Here is a 26,589-nt window from a genome sequence, read left to right on the forward strand (position 1 = left end):
CGCTCTGACGCCGGCCCTGCCGGCGGATCGCGGACAAAGTCCACTCCTACGAAAGCAGCACCGGATTCAGCCCGCAGGAGCAGACCAGCGGATAAGCCCTCAGCCCAGCAGTCGCCGGTACAACTCCGCCATCTCTCCCGAGAACGCCACCAGCACCAGCTCCTTCAGCGAACCGCCCTGCTCGCGCGGGCGTCGTAGCTCATCGGCGGCGACCTGCGCCGCCGCCTCGGCGGGATAGCCATAGATGCCAGTGCTGATAGCCGGGAAGGCGATACTGGCCAGCCCCTTGTCCTCGGCCAGTTGCAGGCTGTTGCGGTAGCACTGGGCGAGCAGCTCCGGCTCGCCTTGCCCGCCGCCGCGCCAGACCGGCCCGACGGTATGGATGACGAACCGCGCCGACAGGCGGAAGCCGGGGGTGATCTTCGCCTGGCCAGTCTTGCAGCCACCCAGCGGGCGGCAGGCGTGGACCAGGTCCGGGCCGGCGGCGCGGTGGATGGCGCCGTCGACGCCACCGCCGCCCAGCAGCGAGCTGTTGGCGGCGTTGACGATGGCGTCGACGTCGAGACGGGTGATATCGCCCTGCCAGACGCGGATCTCGGGGTGGCTCATGACGCTTCCTCCCTGGGCCTGCGACGGCGGGCTCACCGTCACTTGATCTCTTGCGGGGTCTCCTCGCCCATGCAGCGCACGGCGCGCTTGCGGCCGTCGACCAGTACGCCGGTCAGGCCCTTCTGGGTCATGTCGAACATCACCAGCACGCCATCGATGCACTGCGCCTGCTGGTCGGCCGGGGTCAGCGACAGCTTGGTGTCCTGGCCGGGGACGCTCTTGAGCATGGTGAATTGGGTCAGTTCCAGTGCGTCCTCGGGCTTGGCGAAGTGCAGGTAACCGTAGTACCAGAGCGTGCCGACCGAGACGAAGATGGTGGCGATGACGGTGAGGATGTAGGAAATCGGATTGCGGTCGTTCATGGCTTGCCTTGTTGTGTGGGTTCCGCCTTGGCGGGCTCTGGCGTTGACGAGTTCGGGACTTCGGCCAGCCGGCGCAATCCGGTGAAGTGCTGCGGATCGTCGAGGAAGCGCAACATCACTTCGCGCCAGACCGGTTCGCCGAAGGTTTCCACGTGGTTGCCGCGGGTCAGCTGGAAGACTTTCGGCGGTGGCGCGGCCTTGTAGAGGGAGAGGCCGTTGTCCAGGGGCACAATGGTATCGTCGATGCTGTGGAAGAACAGCACAGGTGCGCCAGAAAGTCGCGGGATCGAACGAATCGCACTGTCGCCATCGGGCACCACCCAGGACAGCGGCACCTGCAGCGGCCAGGTCAGCCAGGCGTTGCCCAGGGTGTACTGCGCCACGTCGCGGTAGCTGGCCGGCACGCCGTCGAGCACCACGGCGTGCAGTTGCTTCTGCCGCTGCGGGTGCATGCCCAGGTAGTGCACCGCCATCGCCCCGCCCAGGCTCTGGCCGAGCAGGATTACCGGCTTGCCCTGCACCTCCGGTGCCTTGTCCAGCCAGGCGAAGGCCGCGTCGATGTCCTGGTAGATCGCCGGCAGGCTCGGTTCGCCCTGGGAGTGGCCGTAGCCACGGTAGTCGAGCATCAGCACCTGGTAGCCCTGCTCGGGCAGCCAGTAGGCGCCGCCCAGGTGCCAGGCCATGTTGCCGCCGTTGCCGTGCAGGTGCAGCACGGTCCCCTTCACCGGCACGCCGGCCTTGGCCGGCAACCACCAGCCGGCGAGCTTCACGCCATCGGCAGTGGTGAGGGTGACATCGCGGTACTCCAGCTTGGCGCGCTTGGGGGTGATGGCGACATCGGGGCTGGGATAGAACAGCAGCGAGCTGCAGCCGGCCAGCAGGGCCAGGCAGGCGACGAGCGCGAGACGCAGGGCGGTCATTCGGGGTTGGTCCTTACCTCTTCACGGGCACGGTAGGTGGCGTCGTAGATGCGCTCGGCCAGGCGCGAGAACGGCAGGCTCTGCAGCCAGACGGTACCGGTGCCCTTGAGGGTGGTCAGCAACAGGCCCTCGCCGCCGAACAGCATGCTGCGCAGGCCGCCGGCCAGTTGCACGTCGTAGTCGATGTCATCGGTGAAGGCCACCAGGCAGCCAGTGTCCACCCTCAGCGTCTCGTTCTTCAGCTCGCGGCGGATCACCGTGCCGCCCGCATGGACGAAGACCAGGCCGTCCCCCTCCAGCTTCTGCAGGATGAAGCCTTCGCCCCCGAAGAAGCCCGCGCCCAGGCGCTTGGCGAAGGCGATGCCGACTTTGGTGCCATAAGCCGCACAGAGGAACGAGTCCTTCTGGCAGATCAGCTTGCCGCCGACTTCGCCCAAGCGCACCGGCACCACGCTGCCGGGATAGGGTGCGGCGAAGGCAACATGCTGCTTGTCCTGGCTCTCGTTGGTGAAGTGGGTCATGAAGACCGATTCGCCGCTGAACTTGCGCTTGCCGGCACTCCACAACTTGCCCAGCAGGCTGGAGTCCGAGCCGTCGCCCATGCGTGCGGCGAAGTGGATGCCGCCGGTCATGTAGTTCATGGCGCCGGCTTCGGCGATCACCGTCTCGCCGGGGTCCAGTTCGATCTCCACGGTCTGCATGGATTCGCCGAGGATGCGGTAGTCGAGGTCATGGCTGGGCATAGCGGGCACTCCTGGCCGCCCGTGCGAATCCGTGCGGGCGCGCCGTTCAGAGGATATTGGCGTAGTCCGCCTCGATGCGGTCGAGGCTCAGGTGGTTGAGGAAGTTGGAGAAGCACATCCACGCCGACAGCGCGTTGAGGTCGCGGAACTGCGGCGGCAGGTACTTGGGCGGCACCACCAGGCCCTCGTCCACCAGTTGGCGCAGGGTGCGCATGTCTTCCAGGGTGGCCTTGCCGCAGAACAGCAGCGGGATCTGCTCCAGCTTGCCCTTGCGCACGGCGAGCTGGATGTAGTTGTAGATCAGGATGAAGCCCTTGAGGTACGACAGGTCCTTGGTGAACGGCAGGCCGGCGGGCGTCGAGCCACGGAACACGCGGCTGGAGTTCTGGTAGCTGCTTTCCACGCTGTAGCCCTGCTCGCGGTAGAAGTGGAACACCTCGAGGAAGTCCGCGCCCTCTTCGGCCATGTGGATGGCGCGGGTGCGGTTGGTGAGCTTGCGCAGGCGCGTCGGGTAGGAGGCGAAGGCGATCACTTCCATCAGGATCGCCAGGCCCTCCTGGGTCACGGTGGAGGACGGAGGCCCCTTGGCGAGGAAGGTGCAGATCGGCTGGTTGAGCCCGTTGAGGGTGGTGCCGACGTGCACCAGGCCCTCATGGACTTCCAGTGCGCGCACGTCGCGCTCGTTGAACAGCGCGTCGGCGCGCACCTTGATGTAGTCGGCGCCGGCCGCCGCATCGGCGACGATACCGTCGGATTCGAAGACGCGGATGGTGTCGTCCTTGTCGTCGAACACCTTGTTCAGGCGCTCCTGCAGCATCGCCACCACTTCCGTGGCGGTGAGCGTCTTGGGTTCGTCCTTGAGGTCGCCACGGTCGGCGATGTTGTTCAGGTAGTCCGAGAGCATCAGGCCGAGGTCGGCCAGCGTCGGGTCGCCGGCGTGGAAGGCGTCGGAAGCCGAGCCGTAGAGCTCCTGGGAGATCAGCCCGAAGTCCTGGGTGCCGCGCGCTTCGAGCATGCGGATGACCATGCGGTATTCCTTGCACATGCGCCGCATGATCTGCCCCACCGGGTTGAACTGGCCCAGTTGGCGGGTGATGTCGCGCTCGATGTTCTGGAATTCCTGCTTCTTCGCGCTGCTGTCGAAGGACAGCGGGCGACCGTCGTAATAGGCGCGGTCGACCTTGGGTGCGTGCTTGCCGCGGCCCTTGAGAAAATCGTCGCGGATGCCGTCATCCCACTTGATGGCGTCGAGCACGCGGATCGGCGTCTGCGCCTCGACGATGCGGTCGGACAGGCCGCGGATGATCTGCTGGTATTCGGTGGGCGAGGTCTGCTTGCGGCGCGGCGTCATTGCCGTTCTCCCGGAGTCACGCGCGAATAGCGCAGGGCTTCGACGAACACGTCCGAGTTGGCCGGGTCGTTCAGGTAGGCGATCACCTGGGCCAGCGGACTGGTCACCAGGGCACCATCGCCCTGTTCGGTGTCCACCTTCTGTCCTTTCAGCGCACCCTCGCCCATGTCCTGCAGGATGCGTTCGACATCCAGGTTATAGATCACCAGCTCGTCCTTGTCGGTGATCTCGAAACCGGCCAGGGCGAAATTGCCGCCCATGCTTTTCGGCAGCCCGGCGGACAGGTACCAGCGTTTGCCGTGGTGGGAGACGGTGAAACCGAAGTCGTCGATGCTGTCGGTGTTGTCCTTGCTGTCGATGTAACTGATCGCGCGATAGACGTTGGAACCGGACCGGGTGATCTCGAGGAACTGCTCATCGCCGTACTCGTTCACCCGCGACCACTGGCCCAGCAGATGGGCTGGCGCAGCCTCGTTGGCCGGAATCGGGTCCTTGAACGTCACCAGACAGCCACTGAGCAGGCCGATGCTCAACAGCAGCAGTGCACGCCAGACTTTCATCACGCCCTCCTTAGGTCCGAATGCCTTCTCATGCGATGCGCGGAGGCGTCCGTAGAAAAAACCCCGCCGGCGGGCGGGGTTGCAATGCTGCTGCGGCTACAGGCCCATCACCAGGTCGAGATAGCGGCTAAGGATGGCACGCATTTCGTCGATCTGCAGGTGGTCGACCCCGTCCAGCAGGCCCTGATACTCCATCTGCAGGATGATGGCCGTCAACACCTTGGCATCCTGTTCCGGCTGCTTCGAGCCGAGTACTTCGAAGAAATGCACGACGCCGAGGGAGAGAATGCGCCGGTGCCGCTGCGCCAGCGCCATCAGGCTTGGGTTGAGCAGCGCCTCCTGGCGGAACGCCTGCTCGGCCAGCAGGTGCTCGCGGCGCTCGGTGAGCTGCACCTGCACGTACTTGATCGCCAGCTCGACGATATTGTCGGTCAGTGCGCGGCGCGCCTGGGGATCGTCCTGGCCGAGGCTCGCGGCCATCGCCTGCAGATCGCCCTCGACGCTGGCCCAGAAGGCCGAGAGCGCCTCGGCGCTACGTTCGACGAAGAGCGCGAAGGTATCGGTGATGAGGTCCTGGATGTCCTTGAAGTAGTAGGTGGTGGCCGACAGCGGCACACCGGCCTCGGCGGCCACGGCGCGGTGGCGTACGGCGCGTACGCCGTCGCGGACGATGATCCGCAGCGCGGCGTCGAGGATCGCCTGGCGGCGCTGCTCGCTGCCCTGGCGGCTGGCCTTGCGGCCCTGGTACTGAACACTTTCTGCGATGGCGCTGGCGACTTGCGCGGCGCTGTCTCGCGGGGACACTGGGGTCACTGGCATTACCTCCGGCGGCGCGGCCTGATGGCGCATTGTTCGGGCTTTTCGATAGGGAATCAATCACCGCACGGCGCTGGCATCAATGCGGCAGCACAGGCGCGCGTGGCAGCGCGGGCGGCGAAAAATCCGGCTTTGGGTGTATGACGTGCTACACGGTGTTCGGGCCACTTGTGGCCGTACACAGTTCGTCGGAGGGAGCCTCCTTGTAGGAGCGAGCTTGCTCGCGAACGGATTTCCCGGCAGCGTCGGAACTGGGTGGGTTCGCGAGCAAGCTCGCTCCTACGAAAAGCGTTGTCCGCCGCATGCAGGAACCGGCCCCTGGCGCAAACGAAAAAGGCCACCCGAAGGCGGCCTCTTTCACCGGTTTCCTGCGCTTACGCCTGCGGGCGCATGTGCGGGAACAGGATGACGTCGCGGATCGATGGCGAGTTGGTCAGCAGCATCACCAGGCGGTCGATGCCGATGCCTTCGCCAGCGGTGGGCGGCATGCCGTATTCGAGCGCGTTGACGAAGTCGGCGTCGTAGTGCATCGCCTCGTCGTCACCGGCGTCCTTCTCCTTCACCTGCAGCATGAAGCGTTCGGCCTGGTCTTCGGCGTCATTGAGCTCGGAGTAGGCGTTGGCGATCTCGCGGCCACCGATGAACAACTCGAAGCGGTCGGTGACGCTCGGGTCGTTGTCGTTGCGGCGCGCCAGCGGGGAGACCTCGAACGGGTACTGGGTGATGAAGTGCGGCTGCTCCAGCTTGTGCTCGACCAGCTCCTCGAAAATCATCACTTGCAGCTTGCCCAGGCCTTCGTGGCCGAGGACCTTGGCGCCGGCCTTCTTGGCGATGGCGCGGGCCTTTTCGACGTCGTTCAGGTCAGCCGAGGTGAGTTCCGGGTTGTACTTGAGGATGGCGTCGAACACCGACAGGCGGGCGAACGGCTCGCCGAAGTGGAAGACCTTGTCGCCGTAGGGCACGTCGGTGCTGCCGAGCACGGCCTGGGCCAGCTCACGGAACAGTTCCTCGGTCAGGTCCATGTTGTCTTCGTAGTCGGCATAGGCCTGGTAGAACTCGAGCATGGTGAACTCGGGGTTGTGCCGGGTCGAAACGCCTTCGTTACGGAAGTTGCGGTTGATCTCGAAGACCTTCTCGAAGCCACCGACCACCAGGCGCTTGAGGTACAGCTCCGGCGCGATGCGCAGGAACATGGCCATGTCCAGTGCGTTGTGGTGGGTTTCGAAGGGCTTGGCCGCCGCGCCGCCGGGGATGGTCTGCAGCATCGGGGTTTCCACTTCGAGGAAGCCGCGATCGGACAGGAAGCGACGGATGTGGGCGATGACCTGGGAACGCACGCGGAAGGTGTGGCGGGTTTCCTCATTGACGATCAGGTCGACGTAGCGCTGGCGATAGCGCTGCTCGGTGTCGGTCAGGCCGTGGTGCTTGTCCGGCAGCGGGCGCAGGGACTTGGTCAGCAGGCGCACGCTGCTCATGTCGACGTACAGGTCGCCCTTGCCGGAACGAGCCAGCACACCTTCGGCGCCGATGATGTCGCCCAGGTCCCAGGTCTTCACCTCGGCCAAGGTTTCTTCCGGCAGGGTCTTGCGGTTGACGTAGGCCTGCAGGCGGCCGCTGCTGTCCTGCAGGACGATGAAGGAACCGCGGTTGAGCATGATGCGACCGGCGACCTTGACCGGGATGGCTGCGGCTTCCAGCTCTTCCTTGGTCTTGCCTTCGTACTGTTTCTGCAGGTCCGCGAAGTAGGCATCGCGGCGGAAGTCGTTGGGGAAGGCGATGGCCTTGGCTTCGCGCACGGCGGCAAGCTTTTCCTTGCGCTGGGCGATCAGCTTGTTTTCTTCCTGTTGCAGTTCGGTCTGGTCGAGTTGTTGGTCGCTCATGGTCGTCTATCTGCCTGGCGTCAATTTCAAATGGGTTGCATATGTAGGAGCGAGCTTGCTCGCGAAGAGGGTCGAGAGCTTCGCGAGCAAGGGCTAGGCGCCCCCCTCGTTCCTACAAGGGGGCTCTGCGTCAGAGCCCTTGTTTGAGGCTGGCCTCGAGGTACTCGTCCAGGTCGCCGTCGAGCACCTTGTCGCAATCGCTGCGTTCCACGCCGGTACGCAGGTCCTTGATGCGCGACTGGTCGAGCACGTAGGAGCGGATCTGGTGGCCCCAGCCGATATCGGACTTGGTGTCTTCCAGCGCCTGCGAGGCGGCGTTGCGCTTCTGCATCTCCTGCTCGTACAACCGGGCCCGCAGCATCTTCATGGCGGTGTCCTTGTTGGCGTGCTGGGAGCGTTCGTTCTGGCACGCCACCACGGTGTTGGTCGGCACGTGGGTGATACGCACCGCGGAGTCGGTGGTGTTCACGTGCTGACCGCCCGCGCCGGAGGAGCGGTAGGTGTCGATGCGCAGGTCAGCCGGGTTGATCTCGATCTCGATGTTGTCGTCGATTTCCGGCGAGGCGAACACCGCGGTGAACGAGGTGTGGCGACGGTTGCCGGAGTCGAACGGGCTCTTGCGCACCAGACGGTGCACGCCGATCTCGGTGCGCAGCCAGCCGAAGGCGTACTCGCCCTTGATATGCACGGTGGCGCCCTTGATGCCGGCGACTTCGCCCTCGGACAGCTCGACGATCTCGGCGTCGAAGCCGTGCTTGTCGGCCCAGCGCAGGTACATGCGCAGCAGCATGTTGGCCCAGTCCTGGGCTTCGGTGCCGCCGGAGCCGGCCTGGATGTCCAGGTAGGCGTTGTTCGGGTCCATCTCGCCGCTGAACATGCGGCGGAACTCCAGCTTCTCGAGGATCTCGCGCAGGCGTTCGACTTCGCTGGCGACGTCGTTGACGGCGCCTTCGTCGTCCTCCTCGACCGCCATGTCCAGCAGGTCGCGCGAATCGGCCAGGCCGCCGGTGAGCTCGTCGAGGGTCTCGACGATCTGCGCCAGGGTGGCGCGCTCGCGGCCCAGGTTCTGGGCGTATTCGGGGTTGTTCCAGATCGCCGGGTCTTCCAGCTCGCGGTTTACTTCGATCAGACGATCATGTTTCAGATCGTAGTCAAAGATACCCCCGAATGGACTGGGTGCGGTCGGAGAGGTCCTTGATGCTGTTGAGGATCGGTTGGATTTCCATGACGGGCAACTCTCACGGGTAAAGGGCGTAGAAAAGCCGGCAAGTATACCCTGATTGAGTGATTTTTCGTCAGCCGATTTCGGTTGACGACAAAGCGTCGTCAACCGATCAGCACGCCTCAGCCAGCCGCCGGATCGGCGATCCCCACCTGGTTGCGGCCGCCGTGTTTGGCGTTGTAGAGCGCCTGGTCGGCCAGTTCGATCAGTTGGCGATACGGCTGACTGGCCTGCGGCGTCAGCGTCGCCACGCCGATGCTGACGGTCAGCGGCGCGCCGGGCTGCGGCAGTTCGTGGGCTATCCCCAGTTCCTGCACCGAGCGTCGCAGCTTTTCCGCCAGCAGGCGCGCACCGCCCGGCGAGGTACCCGGCAGCACCAGGACGAACTCCTCGCCGCCATAGCGCGCCGGCAGATCCGACGGACGGCTGCAGCTGGCGCGGATCGCCGTCGCTACCTGGCGCAGCGCCTCATCGCCCTGAACATGGCCGAAGGTGTCGTTGTAGGGTTTGAAGTGGTCCACGTCGATCAACAGAATCGACAGCTGGGTCTGCTCGCGCTGGGCACGGCGCCATTCCATTTCCAGGTACTCGTCGAAATGGCGGCGGTTGGACAGCCCGGTCAGGCCATCGGAGTTCATCAGCCGCTGCAGCACCAGGTTGGTTTCCAGCAGCTGCTGCTGGCTTTCGCGCAGGGCGCGGTAGGCCTCGTCGCGCTGCAGCAGCGCGAGGTAGGAGCGCGAGTGGTAGCGGATGCGCGCCACCAGCTCGATGGCATCGGGCAGCTTGACCAGGTAATCGTTGGCGCCGACAGAAAAGGCCGCGCTCTTCACCGATGGCTCCTCCTTGGTCGACAGGACGATGATCGGGATGTCGCGGGTCGCCACGTTGGCCCGGTACTCGCGCACCAGCGCCAGGCCATCGGCGCCGGGCATCACCAGGTCCTGGAGAATCACGGTCGGCTTGATCTGGATCGCCACGGCGATCGCCTTCTGCGGGTCGGAGCAGAAGTGGAAGTCGATGTTGGGGTCGTCCGCCAGGGCGCGGCGCACGGCCTCGCCGATCATCGGCTGGTCATCGACCAACAGCACCATCACGGCGGAATCGCCTGGAGTGGTCACGGGGTAATTACTCTGTATCGGGTTCATGAAAGCTCCTAGCCGCAAACCTCGGCAAGACGGCGAGCGATATCGCCCAGCGCACGTATCTCTACGGCGGCGCCGATCGCGGCTGCGGCCTTGGGCATGCCATAGACAGCGCTGCTGTCCTGATCCTGGGCAAGGGTGAGAAAGCCACGCTCGCGCATGTGCTTGAGCCCTTCGGCGCCGTCGCGGCCCATGCCGGTGAGCAGCACGCCGACGGCGTCGCCGTTCCAGTTCTCCACCAGGCTGTCGAAGAACACGTCGATGGACGGACGGTAGATATGGCTGCTCGGCTCGGCGGTGTAGGCCAGCTCGCCGTTCCTGAGCAGACGGATATGGTGATTGGTGCCGGCCAGCAGCACGCAGCCGGGCTGCGGCAGTTCGCCCTGGCGGGCCAGGCGCACGGGGATGCGCGCCTGGGTCGAGAGCCACTCGGCCATGCCGGCGGCGAACACTTCATCGACGTGCTGCACCACCACGATGGCGGCGGGGAAACTCGTCGGCAGTTGGCTGAACAGTTCCGCCAGGGCCGCCGGGCCCCCGGCCGAGGAACCGATGGCCACCAGTTGGCGCGCGCCGCTGCCCCGGCGCAGCGGTTCGATGGTGGCCGGGGGACGTTCATTGCGCGGGGCGTTGAGCCAGGCCAGGTTCTGCAGCTTGCGCAGCAGCGGGCGGGCGGCCTCGTAGGCATCGCCGCTGCCGATGGCCGGGGTGTTCACCGCGTCCACCGCGCCATAGCCCATCGCATCGAACACCCGGGTCATGTTCTGCTCCAGGTCGACGGTGACCACGATGATCGCGCAGGGGCTCTGGGCCATGATCCGGCGGGTGGCCTCGACGCCATCCATCACCGGCATCAGCAGGTCCATCAGCACCGCGTCGGGCTTCTGCGCGGCGCACATCTCGATGGCTTCCGCGCCGTTGGAGGCTACCCAGACCACCCGGTGCGCCGGCTCGAAGGCCAGCGCGCGGCGCATCGCCTCCACCGCCAGGGGCATGTCATTGACGATCCCTATCTTCATCCCTGCGCACCTCCGATCAGGTCGACCACCGCATCCAGCAGGGCCTCATCGTGGAAACTGGCCTTGGCCAGATAATAGTCGGCGCCGGCGTCGAGCCCGCGCCGGCGGTCTTCTTCGCGATCCTTGTAGGACACCACCATCACCGGCAGCGATTGCAGGCGGCTGTCGCGGCGGATCAGGGTGACCAGCTCGATGCCGTCCATGCGCGGCATGTCGATGTCGGTGATGACCAGGTCGAAATGCTCCGAACGCAGCGCATTCCAGCCATCCATGCCATCCACCGCCACGGCGACGTCGTAGCCGCGACCGAGCAGCAGCTTGCGCTCCAGCTCGCGCACGGTGAGCGAGTCATCCACCACCAGCACGCGCTTGCGCTGCGGACCGCTCAGGCGGCCGGCGGAGTCGATGCGCTCCAGGCGGCCGGTGGCCAGCAGCTTCTCCACCGAGCGCAACATGTCCTCAACATCGAGGATCAGCACCGGCGTGCCGTCGTCCAGCAGCGCGCCGGCAGACACGTCCTGCACCTTGCCCAGGCGCGGGTCGAGCGGCAGCACCACCAGGGTCCGCTCGCCGATGAAACGCTCCACCGCCACGCCGTAGAGCCTGTCGCGCTCGCGGATCACCACCACGGCGATCTCCTCGTCGCTGGCGTTGCCCTCGGGGCGTTGCAGCAACTGGCTGGCCGCGACCAGGCCGACGTGCCGCCCCTCGTGCCAGAACTGCTGGCGCCCCTCGAGCTGGACGATCTCCGCCGGCGCCAGGCGGCGCATGCGTTCGATATGCGCCAGCGGGAAGGCGTAGGCTTCGCCGCCGATGGTGACCGCCAGGCTGCGCACCACCGAGAGGGTCAGCGGTACCTCCAGGTGGAAGCGCGCGCCCTGCCCCCCCACCTGCTCCATGCGGATGCCGCCGCGCAGCTGGCGCACCATGTGCTGTACGGCGTCCAGGCCGACGCCCCGGCCGGACACTTCGGTGACCTGCTCGCGCATGCTGAAGCCGGGCAGGAACAGGAAGGCCAGCAGCTCATCCTCGGTCAGCCGCGCCACGGTCTCCCCGGTGGAGAGCTGGCGGCGAACAATGGCGCGGCGCAGGCGCTCAAGATCGACCCCGGCGCCGTCATCCTGCAGCTCCAGCACCAGCATCCCGGCGTGGTGCCGGGCCAGCAGCTGGATGCGGCCCTCCTCCGGCTTGCCGCCCTGGAGGCGCACCTCGGGGGACTCGATGCCGTGGTCGACGGCATTGCGCAGCAGGTGCGTGAGCGGCGCTTCGAGCTTTTCCAGCACCTCGCGGTCGACCTGGGTGGTGGCCCCCTGAATGTCCAGGCGCACGGCCTTGCCCAGCGAGCGGCCAAGGTCGCGGACCATCCGCGCCTGCCCGGCGAGTACGTCGGAGAAAGGCCGCATGCGGCAGGCCAGCGCGGTGTCGTAGAGCGACTGGGCGCGCTGGCCGGCCTTGAAGCTGAACTCGTCGAGCTCGGCGATCTGCTCGCTGAGCAACTGCTGGCATTCGCCGACCAGCCGCCGCGCGTCGGCCAGGTATGTCTGCGCTTCGGGTTCGAGGTTGGCGCCGCCGACGGCGTCGCGGGCGCCATCCAGCACGCGGCTGGCGCTGGCCTGCACACGCTTCAGGCGCTGCAACGAGTCGAGCAGCGGCTTCAGGCGCTGGGACTCCACCAGTGCCTTGCTGGAATAGTCGAGCAACTGGTTGAGGCGTTCGGCGGTAACCCGCAGGACACGCTCGCCGGCGTCGTCACTGTCGCCGGAGCGACGGCGCGGCGGCTGCTCGACGGCGGCCTCGGGCTCGGCGAGCGGGGGCATTTCCGCCGGCACGGGCGGCGCGGCGCGTACCGCCGCCTGCCCGCTCACCAGCGCCTGCAGGCGCTCCACCATCGCCGGGACCGCCTGTTGCGCCTGCTCGGCCCGCTCGGCCTGGGCATCGGCGATATGCAGCAGGATATCGGTGCCGGCCAGCAGCGCATCGATGTGCTCCGGCGTCAGCAGCAGGCGCCCTTCCTGGGCGCCGACCAGGCAGTCTTCCATCACGTGGGCGACCTGTACGCCGGCATCCAGCCCGACGATCCGCGCCGCGCCCTTCAGCGAATGGGCGGCGCGCATGCAGGCTTCCAACTGGTCGGCCTGGCCCGGGTTGCGCTCCAGCGCCAGCAGGCCCTGGCTGAGCACCTGCGTCTGGGCCTCCGCCTCCAGGCGGAACAGCTCCAGCATCGAGGCATCCTTCATCTGATCCGGGGTCATGCGAGGCTCCGGGTGGCGGCTTCCAGCAACGCCTCGGGGTCAAGCAGGCGGACACTGCGTCCGCTCCACTGCAACACGCCGTGGGTGAAACGATCGTTGGCCGCCAACGCTGGCCCGGACGCAGCCACCACAGTGGCGCTGTCCAGCTCATGAATGCCGTCCACCTCATCCACCGGCGACAGGACCGGCCCGCTGCCGGCCGCCAGGATCAACATGCGCGGCACCACGCGCCGGCCGTTGGCAACGCCGGTGCCCCGATCCAGGCCGAGCAGTTCGCCCAGCGAGATGCAGGCCACCAGCGTTCCCCGCACATTGGCCACGCCCAGCAGCGCCGGCGAGCGCTGGTGCGGCAGTGAGTGCACCGCGCATTCGGAGGCGACCTCCGCCAGGGCGCGGGTCGGCAGCCCCAGCCATTCATCGCCGAGACGGAAAATCAGGTAGGCGAGCCCGTCCTCGGGCGCCGCTTCATCGGCCACCGGCGCCGGCGCGGCGGATTCGCCGCCCAGCGAGTAGCGGTCCAGCATGCGAATGGCCGCCGCCGCATAGACCGGGCAGTTGCGGCAATGGATGTGCTCGACGAGCCGCGGGCAGGACTTGTCGCCGCGCACACCGATGCGGTTCCAGCAGTCCTCCACCGGCTCGGCACGATCATCCAGTTGCAATTCGTAGTCGTATTCAGGCATCGCGCTTCACTCCTCGAGCGGCGCGTTCCTGCAGGCGCCGGGCGCCCTCCTGGTCGCCCTGGGCGGCGAGCAGCGCGGCCAGATGCAGGAGGCTTTCCTGATGATCGGGTTGCAGGTACAGCGCCTTGCGGTAGTAGCCCTGCGCCTGCGCCCCCCGCCCCTGGGCGTCGCTGAGCAGCCCCAGCCAGTAGAACGCCTCGGCGTTGGGGCCCTGTTCGGCCAGTAGCGCTTCGCAACGCTGGCGTGCCTCGGCGGCCTGGCCGGAATTGGCCAGCCGGGCAATGTCTTCGAGGCTGGCGCTGGCCGACGCAAGGCGCGGGATCGGTGGAGACGGCTTCGGCGCGCGCGGACGCACCGGCGCGGCGCTGGATTTCGTCGCCGGCGCGGTACGCCTGGGCGGCGGCGGCACCAATGCCGGGCGCGCCGCCGGCGCCTGGGTCTGGCTGTCCAGCGGGAAGGCAAAGGACTGCGCCACGCCCAGCGGCCGCAACCCCTGGCGCGATAGCAGGCTGGCCTCGGCGGGGCCGATGAACAGTACCCCGTCCTCGCGCGCCAGGCGGCGCAGCACGTCCACCACCCGTTCCTGGGTCGCGCAGTCGAAATAGATCAGCAGGTTGCGGCAGAACACATAGTCATAGGGTGCCTCGCCGGCCAGCAGCGACGGCGACAGCAGGTTGCCCAGGCGGAACTGCACCTTCGCCCGCACGGCCTCGCTGATCTGGAAATCGCTGTCCGTGCCGGTGAAGTGACGATCGCGGAACCCCAGGTTCGCACCACGGAAGGAGTTGCGCCCGTAACGGCCCGCCTCGGCGCGTTCGAGCACCGGGCGGCTGACGTCCAGCGCGTCGACCTGAAAGGCCGAAGGCGCCAGCCCCGCGTCGAGCAGCGCCATGACGATCGAATAAGGCTCCTCGCCCGACGAGCACGGCAGGCTGAGCAGGCGCAAGGGGCGCGCACCGGCCAGCTCGCAGACCCGGCGCCCGGCCAGCTGGGCCAGCGCGGCGAAGGACTCCGGATAACGGAAGAACCAGGTTTCCGGGACGATCACCGCCTCGATCAGCGCCTGCACTTCTTCGGCGGACACCTGCAGGCGTTCCCAGTAGCGCTCGGCATCGCCGCCGGCCACCTTGACGCTGCGCTGGCGCACGGCACGGCCGATCACCGCGTCGCCGACCGACTCGGCGTCCAGGCCGATGCGCTCCTTGAGCAGCCGGGCGAAGCGCGCATCGGTCATGCCGCACTCCCCGCATCGCGCAGCAGACGCTCGCGCGCCTCATCGGTCAGCAATTGATCGACCGCCACGCGCTGCAACAGTCCCTGCTCGTCCTCCAGCACCGGGCCGAGGTAGCGGGCGGCGCCGTTGTCCAGCTCATAGTCGCGGAAGGCCGCCGGATCGCGGCGCAAGGTGTGGGTGGCCTGCTCCAGGATCAGCCCGAGATGCTGTTCGATGGCCTGCGCATCCACCCGGTAGCGCACCAGCACCAGGCGCGTGCTGGTGCGCCGGGGCGCGCCGTGACCGAAGGCGAGCTGGCTGAGATCGAGCACCGGCAGCAGCTCGCCGCGATGGGCGTATAGCCCGGCGACCCACGCCGGCGCCTCGGGCAGGCGCTTGAGCGCCGGCAACGGCAGCACTTCGATGACGTCGTGCACGTCCAGCGCATAGCGGTCCGCGCCGAGGCGGAACTGCAGGTAGAGCCTGCCGGCCATAGCCGCGTCAGACCTTGAAGCGGGAAACGCCATTGCGCAGTCCGTTGGCCACCAGGTTCAGTTCATCGATGGCGAAGCTGGCCTGGCGCAGGGATTCCACGGTCTGCCCGGTGGCCTCGCCCAGTTGCACCAGCGCCTGGTTGATCTGCTCGGCGCCGGTGGCCTGGGCCTGCATGCCTTCGTTGACCATCTGCACGCGCGGCGCCAGCGCCTGCACCTGCTGGATGATCTGCGAGAGCTGCTCGCCGACCTGGCCGACCTCGGCGATGCCACGGCGCACTTCCTCGGAGAACTTGTCCATGCCCATCACGCCGGCGGACACGGCGGACTGGATCTCGCGGACCATCTGCTCGATGTCGTAGGTGGCCACGGCGGTCTGGTCGGCCAGGCGGCGCACTTCGGTGGCCACCACGGCGAAACCACGGCCGTACTCGCCGGCCTTCTCCGCCTCGATGGCGGCGTTGAGCGAGAGCAGGTTGGTCTGGTCGGCCACCTTGACGATGGTGGTGACCACCTGGTTGATGTTGCCGGCGCGCTCGTTGAGGATCGCCAGCTTGGCGTTGACCAGCTCGGCGGCGCCCATCACGTGGTGCATGGTCTCTTCCATGCGCGCCAGGCCCAGTTGGCCGGAGCCGGCCAGGGTGGAAGTCTGCTCGGCGGCCGAGGACACCTCGGTCATGGTGCGCACCAGGTCGCGCGAGGTGGCGGCGATTTCCCGCGAGGTGGCGCCGATCTCGGTGGTGGTGGCGGCCGTCTCGGTGGCGGTGGCCTGCTGCTGCTTGGAGGTGGCGGCGATCTCGGTCACCGAGGTGGTCACCTGGATGGCCGAACGCTGCGCCTGCGACACCAGACTCTTGAGCTCTTCGGCCATGCCGTTGAAGCCGGTTTCGATCACACCGAACTCATCGTTGCGTTCCAGCTCCAGGCGGGTGGTCAGGTCGCCGCCGCCCATCGACGACAGCCCGCGCACCATCTGGCGCACCGGCTCGGTGATGGCGCGCATCAGCAACAGCCCGCAGATCGCCGCCACGATGATGGCCAGCAGCAGCGACACCAGCATGATGACCTTGGCCCGCTGCACTTCGATGACGATCTCTTCGGCGGCCGCGTCGGCGATCTGCCTGTTCAGGTCGATCAGGTCGTTGAGCGTCTTGCGCCCGGTGTCCCAGGCCGGATCCAGCTTCTCCACCAGCAGCTTGCGCGCCGCGATACGATCGGTGCCGTACTGCTCCAGCACTTGCCCCAGCAGCACGTCGTAGTCCTGCGCCTGCTGCTTGAAACGCGCCAGCATCTGGCGGTCGCGGTCCTCGTGGATGGTCGCTTCATAGCGGGCGAGGCGCTCGAGCAGCGCCTCATGGTTGGTACGGAACGCCTGGCGACCCGCCGCGTCGAGCGGCTTGTCCTCGCTCAGGCCGACCAGCATCTGCACCATCAGGATGCTGTCGGTCCAGGACGAGCGCATGGTGGTCAGGGCGTAGGTCCCAGGCATGGCATCGCGGCTGACCCGCTCCGTGCTGTATTCCACGTCCAGCAGGCGGACATAGGAGATCACCACCATCAGCAACATGATGGCGATGACGACAGCAAAGCTGGCCAGGATGCGTTGGCGTAGAGTCCAGTTCTTCACAGCGTTCCCCAGAAATGATCGAGACATGCTGACGGACGTGCATTCGGGAAAGCTTAGGCTCGCGAATGAAAATTCCTACTAAGTCCTCAGCAAGATAGGACATATAGTATCTGGACACGTCTAAAGCTCGCCTCTTTATTCCAAATTTCCAGCACTTTTCCCCGCCCCGGAAGGCCATCGAATTTCCCCCATGCTGTCCCTTGCCCTGGCCGCCCACGCCGGCCTTTTCCTCTCGGCCTTCGGCGCCGCCACCCTGCTGCCCCTGCAATCGGAAGCGGTGCTCGTGGGCCTGCTGCTCGGCGGGCAATACCCGCTCTGGTCGCTGCTGCTGGCCGCGAGCCTGGGCAACGTGCTCGGCTCGCTGGTCAACTGGGTGCTGGGGCGCGGCATCGAACGCTGGCATGACCAGCGCTGGTTCCCGGTCAGCGCGCAGACGCTGGAAAAAGCCCAGGCGCGTTACCGGCGCTTCGGCTGCTGGTCGTTGCTGCTGAGCTGGGCGCCGCTGATCGGCGACCCGCTGACCCTGATCGCCGGTGTGATGCGCGAGCCGCTCTGGCGCTTCCTGCTGCTGGTGACCCTGGCCAAGGTCGGCCGCTACGCCGCACTGGCCTGGCTGACGCTGGGTTGAATCGTCCGATCTGTCGGGCCGACAGTGTTGCCCTGCCCAGGCCGCGATGGGCCGGCCGGCCCACCTGCACCGTCATGAGCGGCATGGGTGCGCGATTTATCGTCTGGCCAGGGAATTTTTCCTACGCTGACGTATCCAATAGCCATCATGGAATGCCACGGGGTGGATAGATGAATGTGTTGAAATTGTCGGCCGTGCTGGCTGCGGCTGCGCTGCTGAGCGCCTGCGGCGGCAACCAGGCCAAGGTCTGCGGGTCGGACGACGTGAAGAACCAACTGGTGAAGATCTTCCTCAGCGGGTCGCTGTCCAGCCAGGCCGATGCACTGACCAAGGCCGAACTGAAGGACGTGGCCATCATCGAGAAGGACCCGGACAGTGGCGTCCTGGAATGCGTCGGCACGCTGTCGGTGCCGGTAGTGGGCCAGGTGGCGTCCGGCACGCTCAAGTACCGCATCGCCCCGGCAGCCAAGTCGGACCATGACTACCTGCTGCTGCTCGCCGACGGCGACCTGGCCAATGCCTTCGCCAAGCGTATCGAGGGGATGATCCCGCGGCAGTGAGGGTTATCCACAGGCAATGAAAAACCGGCCCGAGTGGCCGGTTTTTCATTGAGGCTTCCTTCAACAGCACCGCGGGCGAATGACGCCGGTGTTCACATGGCGCACCGAGTCGGCCGCGATGGATCTCGCGGACAAGTCCCGCTTCCTACGAGAGCCGGCCCGGGCTCAGAATCCTTCCAGATCGATCAGCTCGCCGTCGAAGGTCAGCCAGCCGCCCGTCTCGTTCGCCGCGCCATCCTTGATCTCGCCGTAATAGGACAACCCGTTTTCCAGCGTCACACAGACATGGGTGGGCTCCTCCGGCGCATCCAGCTGGCCGTCGAAGCTCAGCTTGATGATGCCCGGCTCCGGCGCGCTCAGGCTGGCCGAGACACGCGGGTTGTCCACCGCCTCGGTTTCACGCCCCCAGTGCTCGGCGCTGACGGTAACGGTGACGAATGCCTGACTCATGCTCGGTGCTTCTCCACGAAGGGCCCGGCACAACGTGCGCCGGAAAATCCCGCAAGGGTATTCCAGCGACGGCGTCCAGGCGAGCCCGAAGCCGCCGAATGAACACGAAGAGCGCCCGCAGGCGCCCTTCATGCCCGGCCGGTCAGTCGGCGTGGATGTCGTTGTGGCGGGTTTCCTTGAGGAACAGCAGCGCGCAAACCAGGCTCACCGCCGTGATCAGCACCGGATACCACAGGCCATAGAAGATATCGCCGGTGTACACCACCAGGGCGAACGACAGGGTCGGCAGCAGACCACCGAACCAGCCGTTGCCGATGTGGTACGGCAGCGACAGCGAGGTGTAGCGGATGCGGGTCGGGAACAGCTCCACCATCAGCGCCGCCAGCGGGCCGTAGCAGAGGCAGGAGATCAGCACCAGCGCCACCAGGATGGCGATCACCATGCCCTTGTTCACCTGCTCGGCATCCGCCTTGGCCGGATAGCCCGCCGCCTTCACCGCGGCGCTCAGCGCAGCGGCGTCGAAACCTTCGATGCGCGTCTCGCCGACGGTCACCACCACGCCACTGCCGGCCGGCGCCGCCTGCGAGCCATAGGGCACGCCGCTCTTCACCAGCAGGGTCTTCACCTGGTCGCAGGGGCTGTCGAATTTGGCCTTGCCGACCGGATCGAACTGGAAGGTACAGGTTGCCGGGTCCGCTATCACGGTGATCGGCGCGGTGCGCGACGCCTGGTCGATCTGCGGGTTGGCGTAATGGGTCAACGCCTGGAACAGCGGGAAGTAGCCCACCGTCGCCAGCAGCAGGCCCGCCAACAGTACCGGTTTGCGGCCGATCCTGTCGGAAAGCCAGCCGGCCACCACGAAGAACGGCGCACCGATCACCAGCGCGACGACCAGCAGTTCGTTGGCCAGGGCGCCGTCCACCTTGAGCACCTGGGTGAGGAAGAACAGCACGTAGAACTGCGCACAGTAGAAGGTCACCGCCTGCCCGGCGTTGATGCTGAACAGCGCGGTAAGGACGATCTTCAGGTTCTTCCAGTTGGTGAAGGACTCCTTGAGCGGCGACTTGCTGGTCTTGCCCTCGGCCTTCATCTTCAGGAACGCCGGCGACTCGTGCATCGACAGGCGAATCCAGGTGGAAATGCCCAGCAGCACGATGGACAGCAGGAACGGCAGGCGCCAGCCCCAGGTCTCGAACTGGTCGCCGGTGAGCTGGCGGCAGGCGAGGATCACCAGCAGCGACAGCAGCAGGCCGCCGGTGGCGGTCGACTGGATCCAGCTGGTGTAGCTGCCGCGCTTGTTGGCCGGCGCGTGCTCGGCCACGTAGATCGCCGCGCCGCCGTACTCGCCGCCCAGCGCCAGGCCCTGCAGCATGCGCAGCGCGATGAGGATGATCGGCGCGGCCACGCCGATGCTGGCGTAGGACGGCAGCAGGCCGACGGCGAAGGTCGACAGGCCCATCAGCAGGATGGTGACGAGGAAGGTGTACTTGCGCCCGATCATGTCGCCCAGGCGGCCGAACACCAGCGCGCCGAAGGGTCGCACGAGGAAGCCGGCGGCGAAGGCCAGCAGGGCGAAGATGAAGGCGGTGGTGTCGTTCACCCCGGCGAAGAACTGCTTGCTGATGACCGCCGCCAGCGCGCCGTAGAGGAAGAAGTCGTACCACTCGAACACCGTGCCGAGCGACGAGGCGAAGATCACCTTGCGCTCTTCGCGGCGTGACGACACCTGCCGCTCGTAGGTCCTGCTCTGTGTCGCACTCGTCACTGCTGGATCAGACATTGCGGGCTCTCCTGCCCCTGCTGGGGCTTTTATTGTTGTTTCAGCCTCTACTGCCACGGCTTTCACACCGCGCGATAGCGTTTCGATGTTGCTCCTTGCAGGACCGAGGGGGACGCCCAGTCCTTGCTCGCGAACCGCCCGACACCTCAGCGGCCGGGAGCGGAGTTTCACGTCAAAAGCGTGAGAGGACGGGATCACCGTCACGCTACGGGGGCTTGCTGCTGCTCATTCGCAGTAGAGGGGATGACCTCCGGGTGGCGCTTCGGTTCGCTCAAGATCATCTGCGCCGCCTTCTCGGCGATCACCAGCACCGGCGAGCAACTGTTGCCGGAAGTCAGGCTGGGCATGATCGAGGCGTCGGCGATGCGCAGGCCGGGAATGCCGTGTACGCGCAATTGGCTGTCCACTACCGCACCCGTGCCCTGGCCCATGCGGCAGGTGCCGGCCGGGTGGAAGATGGTGGTGCCGATCTCGGCGGCCGCGCGGTGCAGGTCTTCCTCGGTCTGGTAATCCGGGCCGGGCTTGAACTCCTCCGGGCGGAAGCGCGCCAGCGCCGGCGCCGCAGCGATGCGCCGGGTCAGGCGGATGGCGTCGGCGGCCACGCGCAGGTCCTCCGGGTGGCTCAGGTAGTTGGGCTGGATGATCGGCTTGTCGCGCGGGTCCAGCGAACGCAGGGTCACGCTGCCCCGGCTTTGGGGGCGCAGGTCGCAGACCGACGCGGTGAACGCCGGGAAGTTGTGCAGCGGCTCGCCGAAGCGCTCCAGCGATAATGGCTGCACGTGGTATTCGAGGTTCGCCGAACGCTGATTCGGGTCGGACCTGGCGAACGCGCCGAGCTGGCTGGGCGCCATCGACAGCGGGCCGCTGCGTTTGAACAGATACTCCAGGCCCATGCCCATCTTGCCCCAGACGGTGGAGGCGATCTGGTTCAGCGACGGCGCGCCGCTCATGCGGTAGATCAGGCGCAGTTGCAGGTGATCCTGCAGGTTGCCGCCGACGCCGGGCAGCTCATGGCGCACGCCGATGCCGTGCCTCTCCAGAAGGTCGCGCGGGCCGATACCGGAGCGTTGCAGCAGCACCGGCGAATTGATCGCCCCCGCGCAGAGGATCACTTCGCGCGTGGCCCGCAGCTCGCGGCGCGCGCCCTGCCAGTTCACTTCCAGTCCGCTGGCGCGGCCGTTTTCCAACAGCACGCGGAGGGCTTCCACATGGGTCAGCACGGTAAGGTTCGGGCGCTTGGCAATGGGCCGCAGGAACGCCTTCGACGCATTCCAGCGCACGCCGCTGCGCTGGTTCACCTGGAAGTAGCCGCAACCTTCGTTGTCGCCGCCGTTGAAGTCCTCCACCGAGCGGATGCCCGACTGCGCCGCCGCCTCGCGGAAGGCATCCAGGATCGTCCACGACAGCCGCTGCCGCTCCACCCGCCATTCGCCGCCGGAGCCGTGCAGCGTACTGGTGCCGGCGAAGTGGTCTTCCATCTTCATGAACAGCGGCAGCAGGTCGGTCCAGCCCCAGCCGGGGTTGCCCTCGGCGGCCCAGCCGTCGTAGTCCAGCGCCTGGCCGCGCATGTAGATCATGCCGTTGATCGAGGAGCAGCCACCGAGCGTGCGGCCGCGCGGGTATTTGATCGACCGGCCATTCAGGCCCGGCACCTGCTCGGTGTCGAAACACCAGTCGGTGCGCGGGTTGCCGATGCAATAGAGGTAGCCGACGGGGATGTGGATCCAGGGATAGTTGTCCGGGCCGCCGGCTTCGAGCAGCAGCACGCGGTTGCCCGGGTTGGCCGATAGACGATTGGCCAATAGGCAGCCGGCGGGACCTGCGCCGACGATCAGGTAGTCATATGCATCCAGCGCCTGGGGCATGGAAAGTCCCTCGTCGTTCTTGTTCTTTTGGGTATGACGATGGAGCCTAGTCGTTCGTTCGCGATAAAAATACGAACGTTTAAAGTCACCTGCTGTGCGTTTTCTAACAATGAGAGTCGCCACGATGTTCGACTGGAATGACCTGCGCTACTTCCTGGAACTGCACCGCAGCGGTCGGCTGCTGACCACCGCCAAGCGCCTGAACACCACCCACGCCACGGTGGCGCGGCACATCGAGAACATCGAGCGCGACCTCGGCACCCAGCTGTTCGCCCAGCACACCGGCGGCTACCAGCTCACCCCGGCCGGCCAGGCGCTGCTCAAGCACGCCGAGGCGATGGAAAACACCGCCCTGCTCGCCCAGGAGGAAATGAGCCAGGCCATCTCGCCGCTGGGGCAGATCCGCATCGGCGTCACCGAAGGCCTGGGCACCCTGTTTCTCGCCCCGCGCATGGGCGAACTGATGCGGCGCTACCCGGGGCTGGAAGTGGAGCTGGTGTCGGTGCCGCGCTTCGTCAGCATCACCAATCGCGAGGCGGACATCGCCATCACCCTCGAACGCCCCAGCGCCGACCTGGTGATCAGCCGCCGCCTGACCCGCTACCGCCTGAGCCTGTTCGCCAGCCCCGCCTACCTGGAAAACGCCCCGCCCCTGCGCGACCGCGAGGACCTGTGCAAGCACCCGTGGATCGGCTACGTGGACGACCTGCTGTTCAGCCAGGAACTGATGTTCCACCACAGCTTCTGCCGCCACCCGCAAGTGGTCTTCCGCAGCACCAGCGTGGTCGCCCAGCAACAGGCCGCCCAGGCCGGCATCGGCATTGCCATCCTGCCGCAGTTCATGGGCCTGCCTGATCCGCTGCTGGTGCCGGTGCTGCCGGAAGAGTTCATCGAGCGGGAGTACTGGATGTGCACTCGACGGGAATTGCACCGGTCGGTACGTCTGAGATTGGTGTGGGATTTTCTGATGGAGCTGTGCGGGAGAGAACAGGGAATCCTGGTGGAAGGAAAAACTGCGGCGCCAACGTCGGGCGGATAACGCCGTTGGCGTTATCCGCCCTGCACGCCTGCGGGAACGTCCGTTCGCGAGCAAACCCCCGACACCTCTCACCCGAGCCCTGGCTGCGCCCCCGTTCCAGAGGGCGAGGGCCGGGGTGAAGGGAAAACACAGGCACGGGATTTATCCGGAAGAAGACCGTTGCCCCTACGGATGCGCAGCGCGGCTAGACCCGCAGCATTCCGCGGAAGCCGCGCGCGGCGTAATAGGACTGGGCGCCGTTGTGGTAGACGAACACGGTGTCGTAACGGCGGTCGCAGAACAGCGCGCCGCCAAGCTTGCGGATGGCGGGAGGCGTCTGTACCCAGCTGGAGGTCTTGAGATCGAACTCGCCGAGCGTCTGCAGTTCGCGGTACTGCGCTTCGCTGAGCAGTTCGATGCCGATGGCCTGGGCCTGCTCCAGCGCGCTGCCGCCGGGCTTGTTCTCTTTCCGGGCGTCCAGCGCCGCGCGGTCGAAGCACAGGCTGCGGCGGCCAGCGGGGGTTTCGGCGGAACAGTCGACGAACAGGTATTCGTCGGTGGTCGCGTCATGGCCGATCACATCCGGCTCGCCGCCGGTGCTCTCCATTGCGTCGAGCGTGCGCAGTTTTTCCGGGCTGGATTCGAGGCGGGCCTGGACCCTGGCCCAGTCGATGCCGGGGTGGCGGTTGGCGTGTTTTTCGAAACGCGTGTGCAGCACGCTGATCAGTGCCGTGCGTTGGTCGGCGTTCATCGGGGTCTCCAGTCGATCCGGCGAGGGCGTCGGTAAAGCGTAGACGCTGGTCCGAAGCGGGATCATCCGGAAGGCATTCCCTGAGCGTTCGGCCCTGGGCGGTTCGCGAGCAAGCTCGCTCCTGCAGGGAGCGAGCTGCACGGCACGCGGGGTTATTCCGCGCGGGCGTGTTCGACCTGGTCGGATGCCGACCAGAGGCGGTAGCGCACTTCGACGTCCTTCGGCGCGTAGATCACGATGGGCAGCTTGCTGTTGTAGCGCAGCACGAAGCCCTCGCCGACCACCGCGACGAAGTCCTGGCGGGTCTTGCCGTCCGGGCAGGCCATCAGGGTGCTGGCCGGGCCGCTGACCTTGTCCAGGCGATAGTAGGAGTAGCCCCAGCCTTCCAGGATCTTCTCTTCCAGGGTGCCGCCCAGGCGCTGGCGGTTGCAGTCGACGGTCAACGTCCTGCCGGCCAGGATCTCGACCTTGAAGTCTTCTTCATGGGCCTGCCTGGGCAGGTGGATGACCTGGCGGACGAAGCCGTCCTCGGCCTTGGGATAGGGTGCAACGTCTTCGAGCTTGGCGGCGTTGGCCAGGGTAGCGGTGGCGCTGAGCAGCAGCGCGGTGGACAGGGTGAAACGCGTGAACGGCATGAAGCCTCCTTGCCGATTGAAAGACGAGTGCATCGCTCGGGATGCACCCGCCCTGTTGGACCGCGCGAGTATGCGAAGGCTCCTGCGCGCTCGGTCGCAAAATGTTTCAGGCGACTTCGCCGCCGCTCTTCGCCTGCTGCTCCAGGTGCGCCTGTAGCTCCGGGGCAAGGTTGAGGTTGTAGGCCAGTTCGTCCAGGTAGGTGCGTTCGGCGTCCTGCTGGTCGTCCACCAGCATCACGCTGGCCAGGTACATCTCGGCGGCCATGCCGGCATCGCCTTGCGAGGCTTGCGCCACGTCGGCGGCGTCCAGCGGTTTGCCCACTTCGGCGTCGAGCCAGGCTTGCAGCTCGGGCTCGCCGGCGTGACGGGAAATCTCGGCGTAGATGGCCTGTTTTTCCTTGTCATCGATACGCCCGTCGGCCTTGGCCGCGGCGATCAGGGCGATGAGGATGGCGTGGCTGTGGGCTTCGGCGTCGTCACCGGAAAGCTGGTCGACGGTGACCGGCGCCTGTTGCGGAGCGGCCGCCTGCTGCTGGCGCTGCCAGTTCTGGTAGGCCTGGAAGGCCATCATGCCCAGCGAGGCGAGCATGGCGTAGTTGACCCCGCCAGCGGAAGCGGAGCGCCCCTGGGGCGTGCTGCCTCCCGTGCTGCCGCCACCGAGCATGCTGCCCAGCACGCCGCCCAGGCCGCCGGCTGAGCCGCCGCCCGCCCCGCCACCGAGCAGACCGCCCAGTAGGCCGCCAAGACCGCCGAGGCCACCGCCCCCCTGTTGCGCCACGGAGCCTTGGCCGGCCCGCAGCAGTTGTTCCAGCAAATCGGTTGTGTTCATGAAATGACCCTCGCCAACGCGCGCAGTGCGTTGGGCAACGATAGCCCCGCCTCACCGATGCGCCAGCGCCGTTCGCCGGCCTGCGCGCCAGAGGCGGGGTCCCGGCGGCGGAAACTGGCGCCGGAAGGCCCGCGCATTGGCCGGGCGCGGCCCGGAGCGGTCATTTCCTGGCGATTGCCAGGGACGTCACGCCGGCACGGCCTGCAACGCTTTGTACGCCTGGGCTTCCAGCTCGGCCTTGAGGCCGGCGTCGAGGCTCAGCTGGCGGGCCAGCTCGTCGAGGTAGGCGCGCTCCATGAAGTTGGTCTCGTCGACCATCAGCAGGCTGGCGAGGTACATCTCGGCGGCCATTTCCTCGCTGGTGGCGGCGCGGGCGACTTCGCTCGGGTCCAGCGGCTTGGCCAGTTCGCGGTCGAGCCAGCCCTGCAGCTCGACGTCGCCGGTGAGCTTGGCGATCTCGCCGTCGATCAGTTGGCGTTCGCGATCATCGATATGGCCGTCGGCTTTCGCCGCGGCGACGATGGCCCGCAGGATGGCGTGGCTGTGCTGCTCGGCCTGGGCCGGGGGCAGGCGATCGACGGTCTGCGGCTCGCCGCGCGGGGCGCTGGCCTGTTTCTGCTGCCAGTTGCCGTATGCCTTGTAGGCGAGCACGCCCAGTGCCGCGAGGCCGCCATAGGTGACGACCTTGCCGCCGATCTTGCGCGCCTTCTTGCTGCCCATCAGCAGGCCCAGCGCGCCCGCCGCCAGGGCGCCGCCACCGGCGCCCGAAAGCAGGCTGCCCAGGTCCAGGCCGCCGCCATTGCCGGATTGCTGGCCGCCTTCCTGCCGGGCCACGCCCTTGTTCTGCAGGAGGTCCTGGCCGGATCTGAGGAGTTGATCGAGCAGGCCGCGAGTGTTCATGGCGATCTCCACTGTCTATCGAAAAAGATGGATTCCGACTCTAGCCCGGCGCGCCCGCCAGACGCAGCGACAGTGTGCTTCCGGATATTGCGGGCCGACCCCACGCCCGGACACGGGTCTCTCGTCGCCTATCCCCCTGCCGATCTGGCTGCTCAACCAGCGGGGCCGCCCGCGCGACGTGCCAGTGGCCAACGTGGTGGCGATGCTGGTGATGATCGTGACCATGCTGCCGATCCTCGGCGCCTACGACCTGGGCAAAGGTGGCGAGGGCGTGGCGGGA

At 66.8% G+C, this 26,589-nt stretch carries 26 protein-coding genes and 1 pseudogene; 4 read left to right on the top strand and 23 right to left on the bottom strand.

Features of this window, described 5'->3' with window-relative positions; translation table 11 throughout:
• Window positions 1–99: 99 nt before the first annotated feature.
• From ACYCAX_RS12620 to ACYCAX_RS12695, 16 genes are all read right to left on the bottom strand, one after another.
• Window positions 100–609 carry an O-acetyl-ADP-ribose deacetylase gene (locus ACYCAX_RS12620; protein ID WP_294978797.1) on the bottom strand — a complete coding sequence of 170 codons (510 nt, stop codon included), beginning with the start codon at window positions 607–609 and terminating at the stop codon, window positions 100–102.
• A gap of 38 nt (window positions 610–647) precedes the next feature.
• Entirely contained in the window at window positions 648–971 is a 324-nt protein-coding gene (locus tag ACYCAX_RS12625) for a hypothetical protein (protein WP_015478405.1), read from the bottom strand.
• A complete protein-coding gene (locus ACYCAX_RS12630; RefSeq protein ID WP_294978801.1) occupies window positions 968–1,891 on the bottom strand; it encodes an alpha/beta hydrolase in 924 nt (307 codons plus the stop codon). The genes ACYCAX_RS12625 and ACYCAX_RS12630 overlap by 4 nt, the downstream gene beginning before the upstream one ends.
• Complete coding sequence (locus ACYCAX_RS12635; RefSeq protein ID WP_294978804.1) at window positions 1,888–2,634, bottom strand: TIGR00266 family protein; 747 nt, start codon at window positions 2,632–2,634, stop codon at window positions 1,888–1,890. Before ACYCAX_RS12635 ends, ACYCAX_RS12630 begins: the two co-directional genes overlap by 4 nt.
• Window positions 2,635–2,680: 46 nt before the next feature.
• The gene (locus ACYCAX_RS12640; protein WP_015478408.1) at window positions 2,681–3,985 is read right to left on the bottom strand and encodes a flavohemoglobin expression-modulating QEGLA motif protein; all 1,305 of its coding nucleotides are present in this window, start codon (window positions 3,983–3,985) and stop codon (window positions 2,681–2,683) included.
• Complete coding sequence (locus ACYCAX_RS12645; protein ID WP_015478409.1) at window positions 3,982–4,545, bottom strand: hypothetical protein; 564 nt, start codon at window positions 4,543–4,545, stop codon at window positions 3,982–3,984. Before ACYCAX_RS12645 ends, ACYCAX_RS12640 begins: the two co-directional genes overlap by 4 nt.
• A 96-nt stretch (window positions 4,546–4,641) precedes the next feature.
• Complete coding sequence (locus tag ACYCAX_RS12650) at window positions 4,642–5,358, bottom strand: TetR/AcrR family transcriptional regulator (RefSeq protein WP_460248149.1); 717 nt, start codon at window positions 5,356–5,358, stop codon at window positions 4,642–4,644.
• 377 nt (window positions 5,359–5,735) lie between these two features.
• Window positions 5,736–7,241 carry a lysine--tRNA ligase gene (lysS, locus tag ACYCAX_RS12655; protein WP_460248150.1) on the bottom strand — a complete coding sequence of 502 codons (1,506 nt, stop codon included), beginning with the start codon at window positions 7,239–7,241 and terminating at the stop codon, window positions 5,736–5,738.
• A 130-nt stretch (window positions 7,242–7,371) separates the two neighbouring features.
• Window positions 7,372–8,467, bottom strand: a protein-coding gene (gene prfB / locus ACYCAX_RS12660; protein WP_157883337.1) for a peptide chain release factor 2 whose coding sequence is annotated in 2 segments (ribosomal slippage) — window positions 7,372–8,394 and window positions 8,396–8,467 — 1,095 coding nt in all. Because the reading frame shifts where the segments join, the coding sequence is not laid out codon by codon here.
• A gap of 118 nt (window positions 8,468–8,585) precedes the next feature.
• The gene (locus tag ACYCAX_RS12665; RefSeq protein WP_041712138.1) at window positions 8,586–9,608 is read right to left on the bottom strand and encodes a response regulator; all 1,023 of its coding nucleotides are present in this window, start codon (window positions 9,606–9,608) and stop codon (window positions 8,586–8,588) included.
• Between the two features lie 8 nt (window positions 9,609–9,616).
• On the bottom strand, window positions 9,617–10,624 hold the full coding sequence (cheB, locus tag ACYCAX_RS12670) for a chemotaxis response regulator protein-glutamate methylesterase (RefSeq protein WP_015478414.1): 1,008 nt from the start codon (window positions 10,622–10,624) through the stop codon (window positions 9,617–9,619).
• Window positions 10,621–12,876: a response regulator gene (locus ACYCAX_RS12675; protein ID WP_460248151.1), complete on the bottom strand. Its 2,256-nt coding sequence runs from the start codon at window positions 12,874–12,876 to the stop codon at window positions 10,621–10,623. Before ACYCAX_RS12675 ends, cheB begins: the two co-directional genes overlap by 4 nt.
• Window positions 12,873–13,559, bottom strand: coding sequence for a chemotaxis protein CheW (locus ACYCAX_RS12680; RefSeq protein WP_460248152.1), 687 nt, complete (start codon window positions 13,557–13,559; stop codon window positions 12,873–12,875). Before ACYCAX_RS12680 ends, ACYCAX_RS12675 begins: the two co-directional genes overlap by 4 nt.
• The gene (locus tag ACYCAX_RS12685) at window positions 13,552–14,793 is read right to left on the bottom strand and encodes a CheR family methyltransferase (protein WP_294979570.1); all 1,242 of its coding nucleotides are present in this window, start codon (window positions 14,791–14,793) and stop codon (window positions 13,552–13,554) included. Before ACYCAX_RS12685 ends, ACYCAX_RS12680 begins: the two co-directional genes overlap by 8 nt.
• A complete protein-coding gene (locus ACYCAX_RS12690; protein WP_460248153.1) occupies window positions 14,790–15,299 on the bottom strand; it encodes a chemotaxis protein CheW in 510 nt (169 codons plus the stop codon). Before ACYCAX_RS12690 ends, ACYCAX_RS12685 begins: the two co-directional genes overlap by 4 nt.
• On the bottom strand, window positions 15,274–16,893 hold the full coding sequence (locus ACYCAX_RS12695) for a methyl-accepting chemotaxis protein (protein ID WP_015478419.1): 1,620 nt from the start codon (window positions 16,891–16,893) through the stop codon (window positions 15,274–15,276). The genes ACYCAX_RS12690 and ACYCAX_RS12695 overlap by 26 nt, the downstream gene beginning before the upstream one ends.
• Window positions 16,894–17,083: 190 nt before the next feature.
• Here ACYCAX_RS12695 and ACYCAX_RS12700 point away from each other — a divergent pair, with 190 nt between their 5' ends.
• The gene (locus ACYCAX_RS12700) at window positions 17,084–17,521 is read left to right on the top strand and encodes a YqaA family protein (RefSeq protein ID WP_015478420.1); all 438 of its coding nucleotides are present in this window, start codon (window positions 17,084–17,086) and stop codon (window positions 17,519–17,521) included.
• Between the two features lie 170 nt (window positions 17,522–17,691).
• Window positions 17,692–18,081, top strand: coding sequence for a hypothetical protein (locus tag ACYCAX_RS12705; protein ID WP_015478421.1), 390 nt, complete (start codon window positions 17,692–17,694; stop codon window positions 18,079–18,081).
• A gap of 165 nt (window positions 18,082–18,246) precedes the next feature.
• Here the strand turns inward: ACYCAX_RS12705 and ACYCAX_RS12710 are convergent, their stop codons facing one another.
• The 3 genes from ACYCAX_RS12710 to ACYCAX_RS12720 form a co-directional block, all read right to left on the bottom strand.
• The gene (locus ACYCAX_RS12710) at window positions 18,247–18,531 is read right to left on the bottom strand and encodes a hypothetical protein (RefSeq protein WP_015478422.1); all 285 of its coding nucleotides are present in this window, start codon (window positions 18,529–18,531) and stop codon (window positions 18,247–18,249) included.
• A gap of 142 nt (window positions 18,532–18,673) precedes the next feature.
• Complete coding sequence (locus ACYCAX_RS12715) at window positions 18,674–20,311, bottom strand: MFS transporter (RefSeq protein WP_041712140.1); 1,638 nt, start codon at window positions 20,309–20,311, stop codon at window positions 18,674–18,676.
• A 200-nt stretch (window positions 20,312–20,511) separates the two neighbouring features.
• Complete coding sequence (locus ACYCAX_RS12720; protein ID WP_460248154.1) at window positions 20,512–22,176, bottom strand: GMC family oxidoreductase; 1,665 nt, start codon at window positions 22,174–22,176, stop codon at window positions 20,512–20,514.
• Window positions 22,177–22,300: 124 nt separating this feature from the next.
• On the opposite strand from ACYCAX_RS12720, the gene ACYCAX_RS12725 reads away from it, so the two are divergent.
• Entirely contained in the window at window positions 22,301–23,215 is a 915-nt protein-coding gene (locus tag ACYCAX_RS12725) for a LysR family transcriptional regulator (protein ID WP_294979352.1), read from the top strand.
• A 184-nt stretch (window positions 23,216–23,399) separates the two neighbouring features.
• Here the strand turns inward: ACYCAX_RS12725 and ACYCAX_RS12730 are convergent, their stop codons facing one another.
• The 4 genes from ACYCAX_RS12730 to ACYCAX_RS12745 form a co-directional block, all read right to left on the bottom strand.
• The gene (locus tag ACYCAX_RS12730; protein WP_294979355.1) at window positions 23,400–23,945 is read right to left on the bottom strand and encodes a DUF4256 domain-containing protein; all 546 of its coding nucleotides are present in this window, start codon (window positions 23,943–23,945) and stop codon (window positions 23,400–23,402) included.
• Window positions 23,946–24,097: 152 nt separating this feature from the next.
• Window positions 24,098–24,580 (bottom strand): serine protease inhibitor ecotin, encoded by a 483-nt coding sequence (gene eco, locus ACYCAX_RS12735; protein WP_015478427.1) that lies wholly within the window; start codon window positions 24,578–24,580, stop codon window positions 24,098–24,100.
• Between the two features lie 106 nt (window positions 24,581–24,686).
• Window positions 24,687–25,409, bottom strand: coding sequence for a DUF533 domain-containing protein (locus ACYCAX_RS12740; RefSeq protein ID WP_294979361.1), 723 nt, complete (start codon window positions 25,407–25,409; stop codon window positions 24,687–24,689).
• Window positions 25,410–25,595: 186 nt separating this feature from the next.
• Complete coding sequence (locus ACYCAX_RS12745) at window positions 25,596–26,309, bottom strand: tellurite resistance TerB family protein (RefSeq protein ID WP_294979364.1); 714 nt, start codon at window positions 26,307–26,309, stop codon at window positions 25,596–25,598.
• Window positions 26,310–26,445: 136 nt separating this feature from the next.
• On the opposite strand from ACYCAX_RS12745, the pseudogene ACYCAX_RS12750 reads away from it, so the two are divergent.
• Window positions 26,446–26,589, top strand: a pseudogene (locus tag ACYCAX_RS12750) (ABC transporter permease); the annotation flags it as partial.

The organism is Pseudomonas sp. MT3 (genome assembly GCF_054720805.1).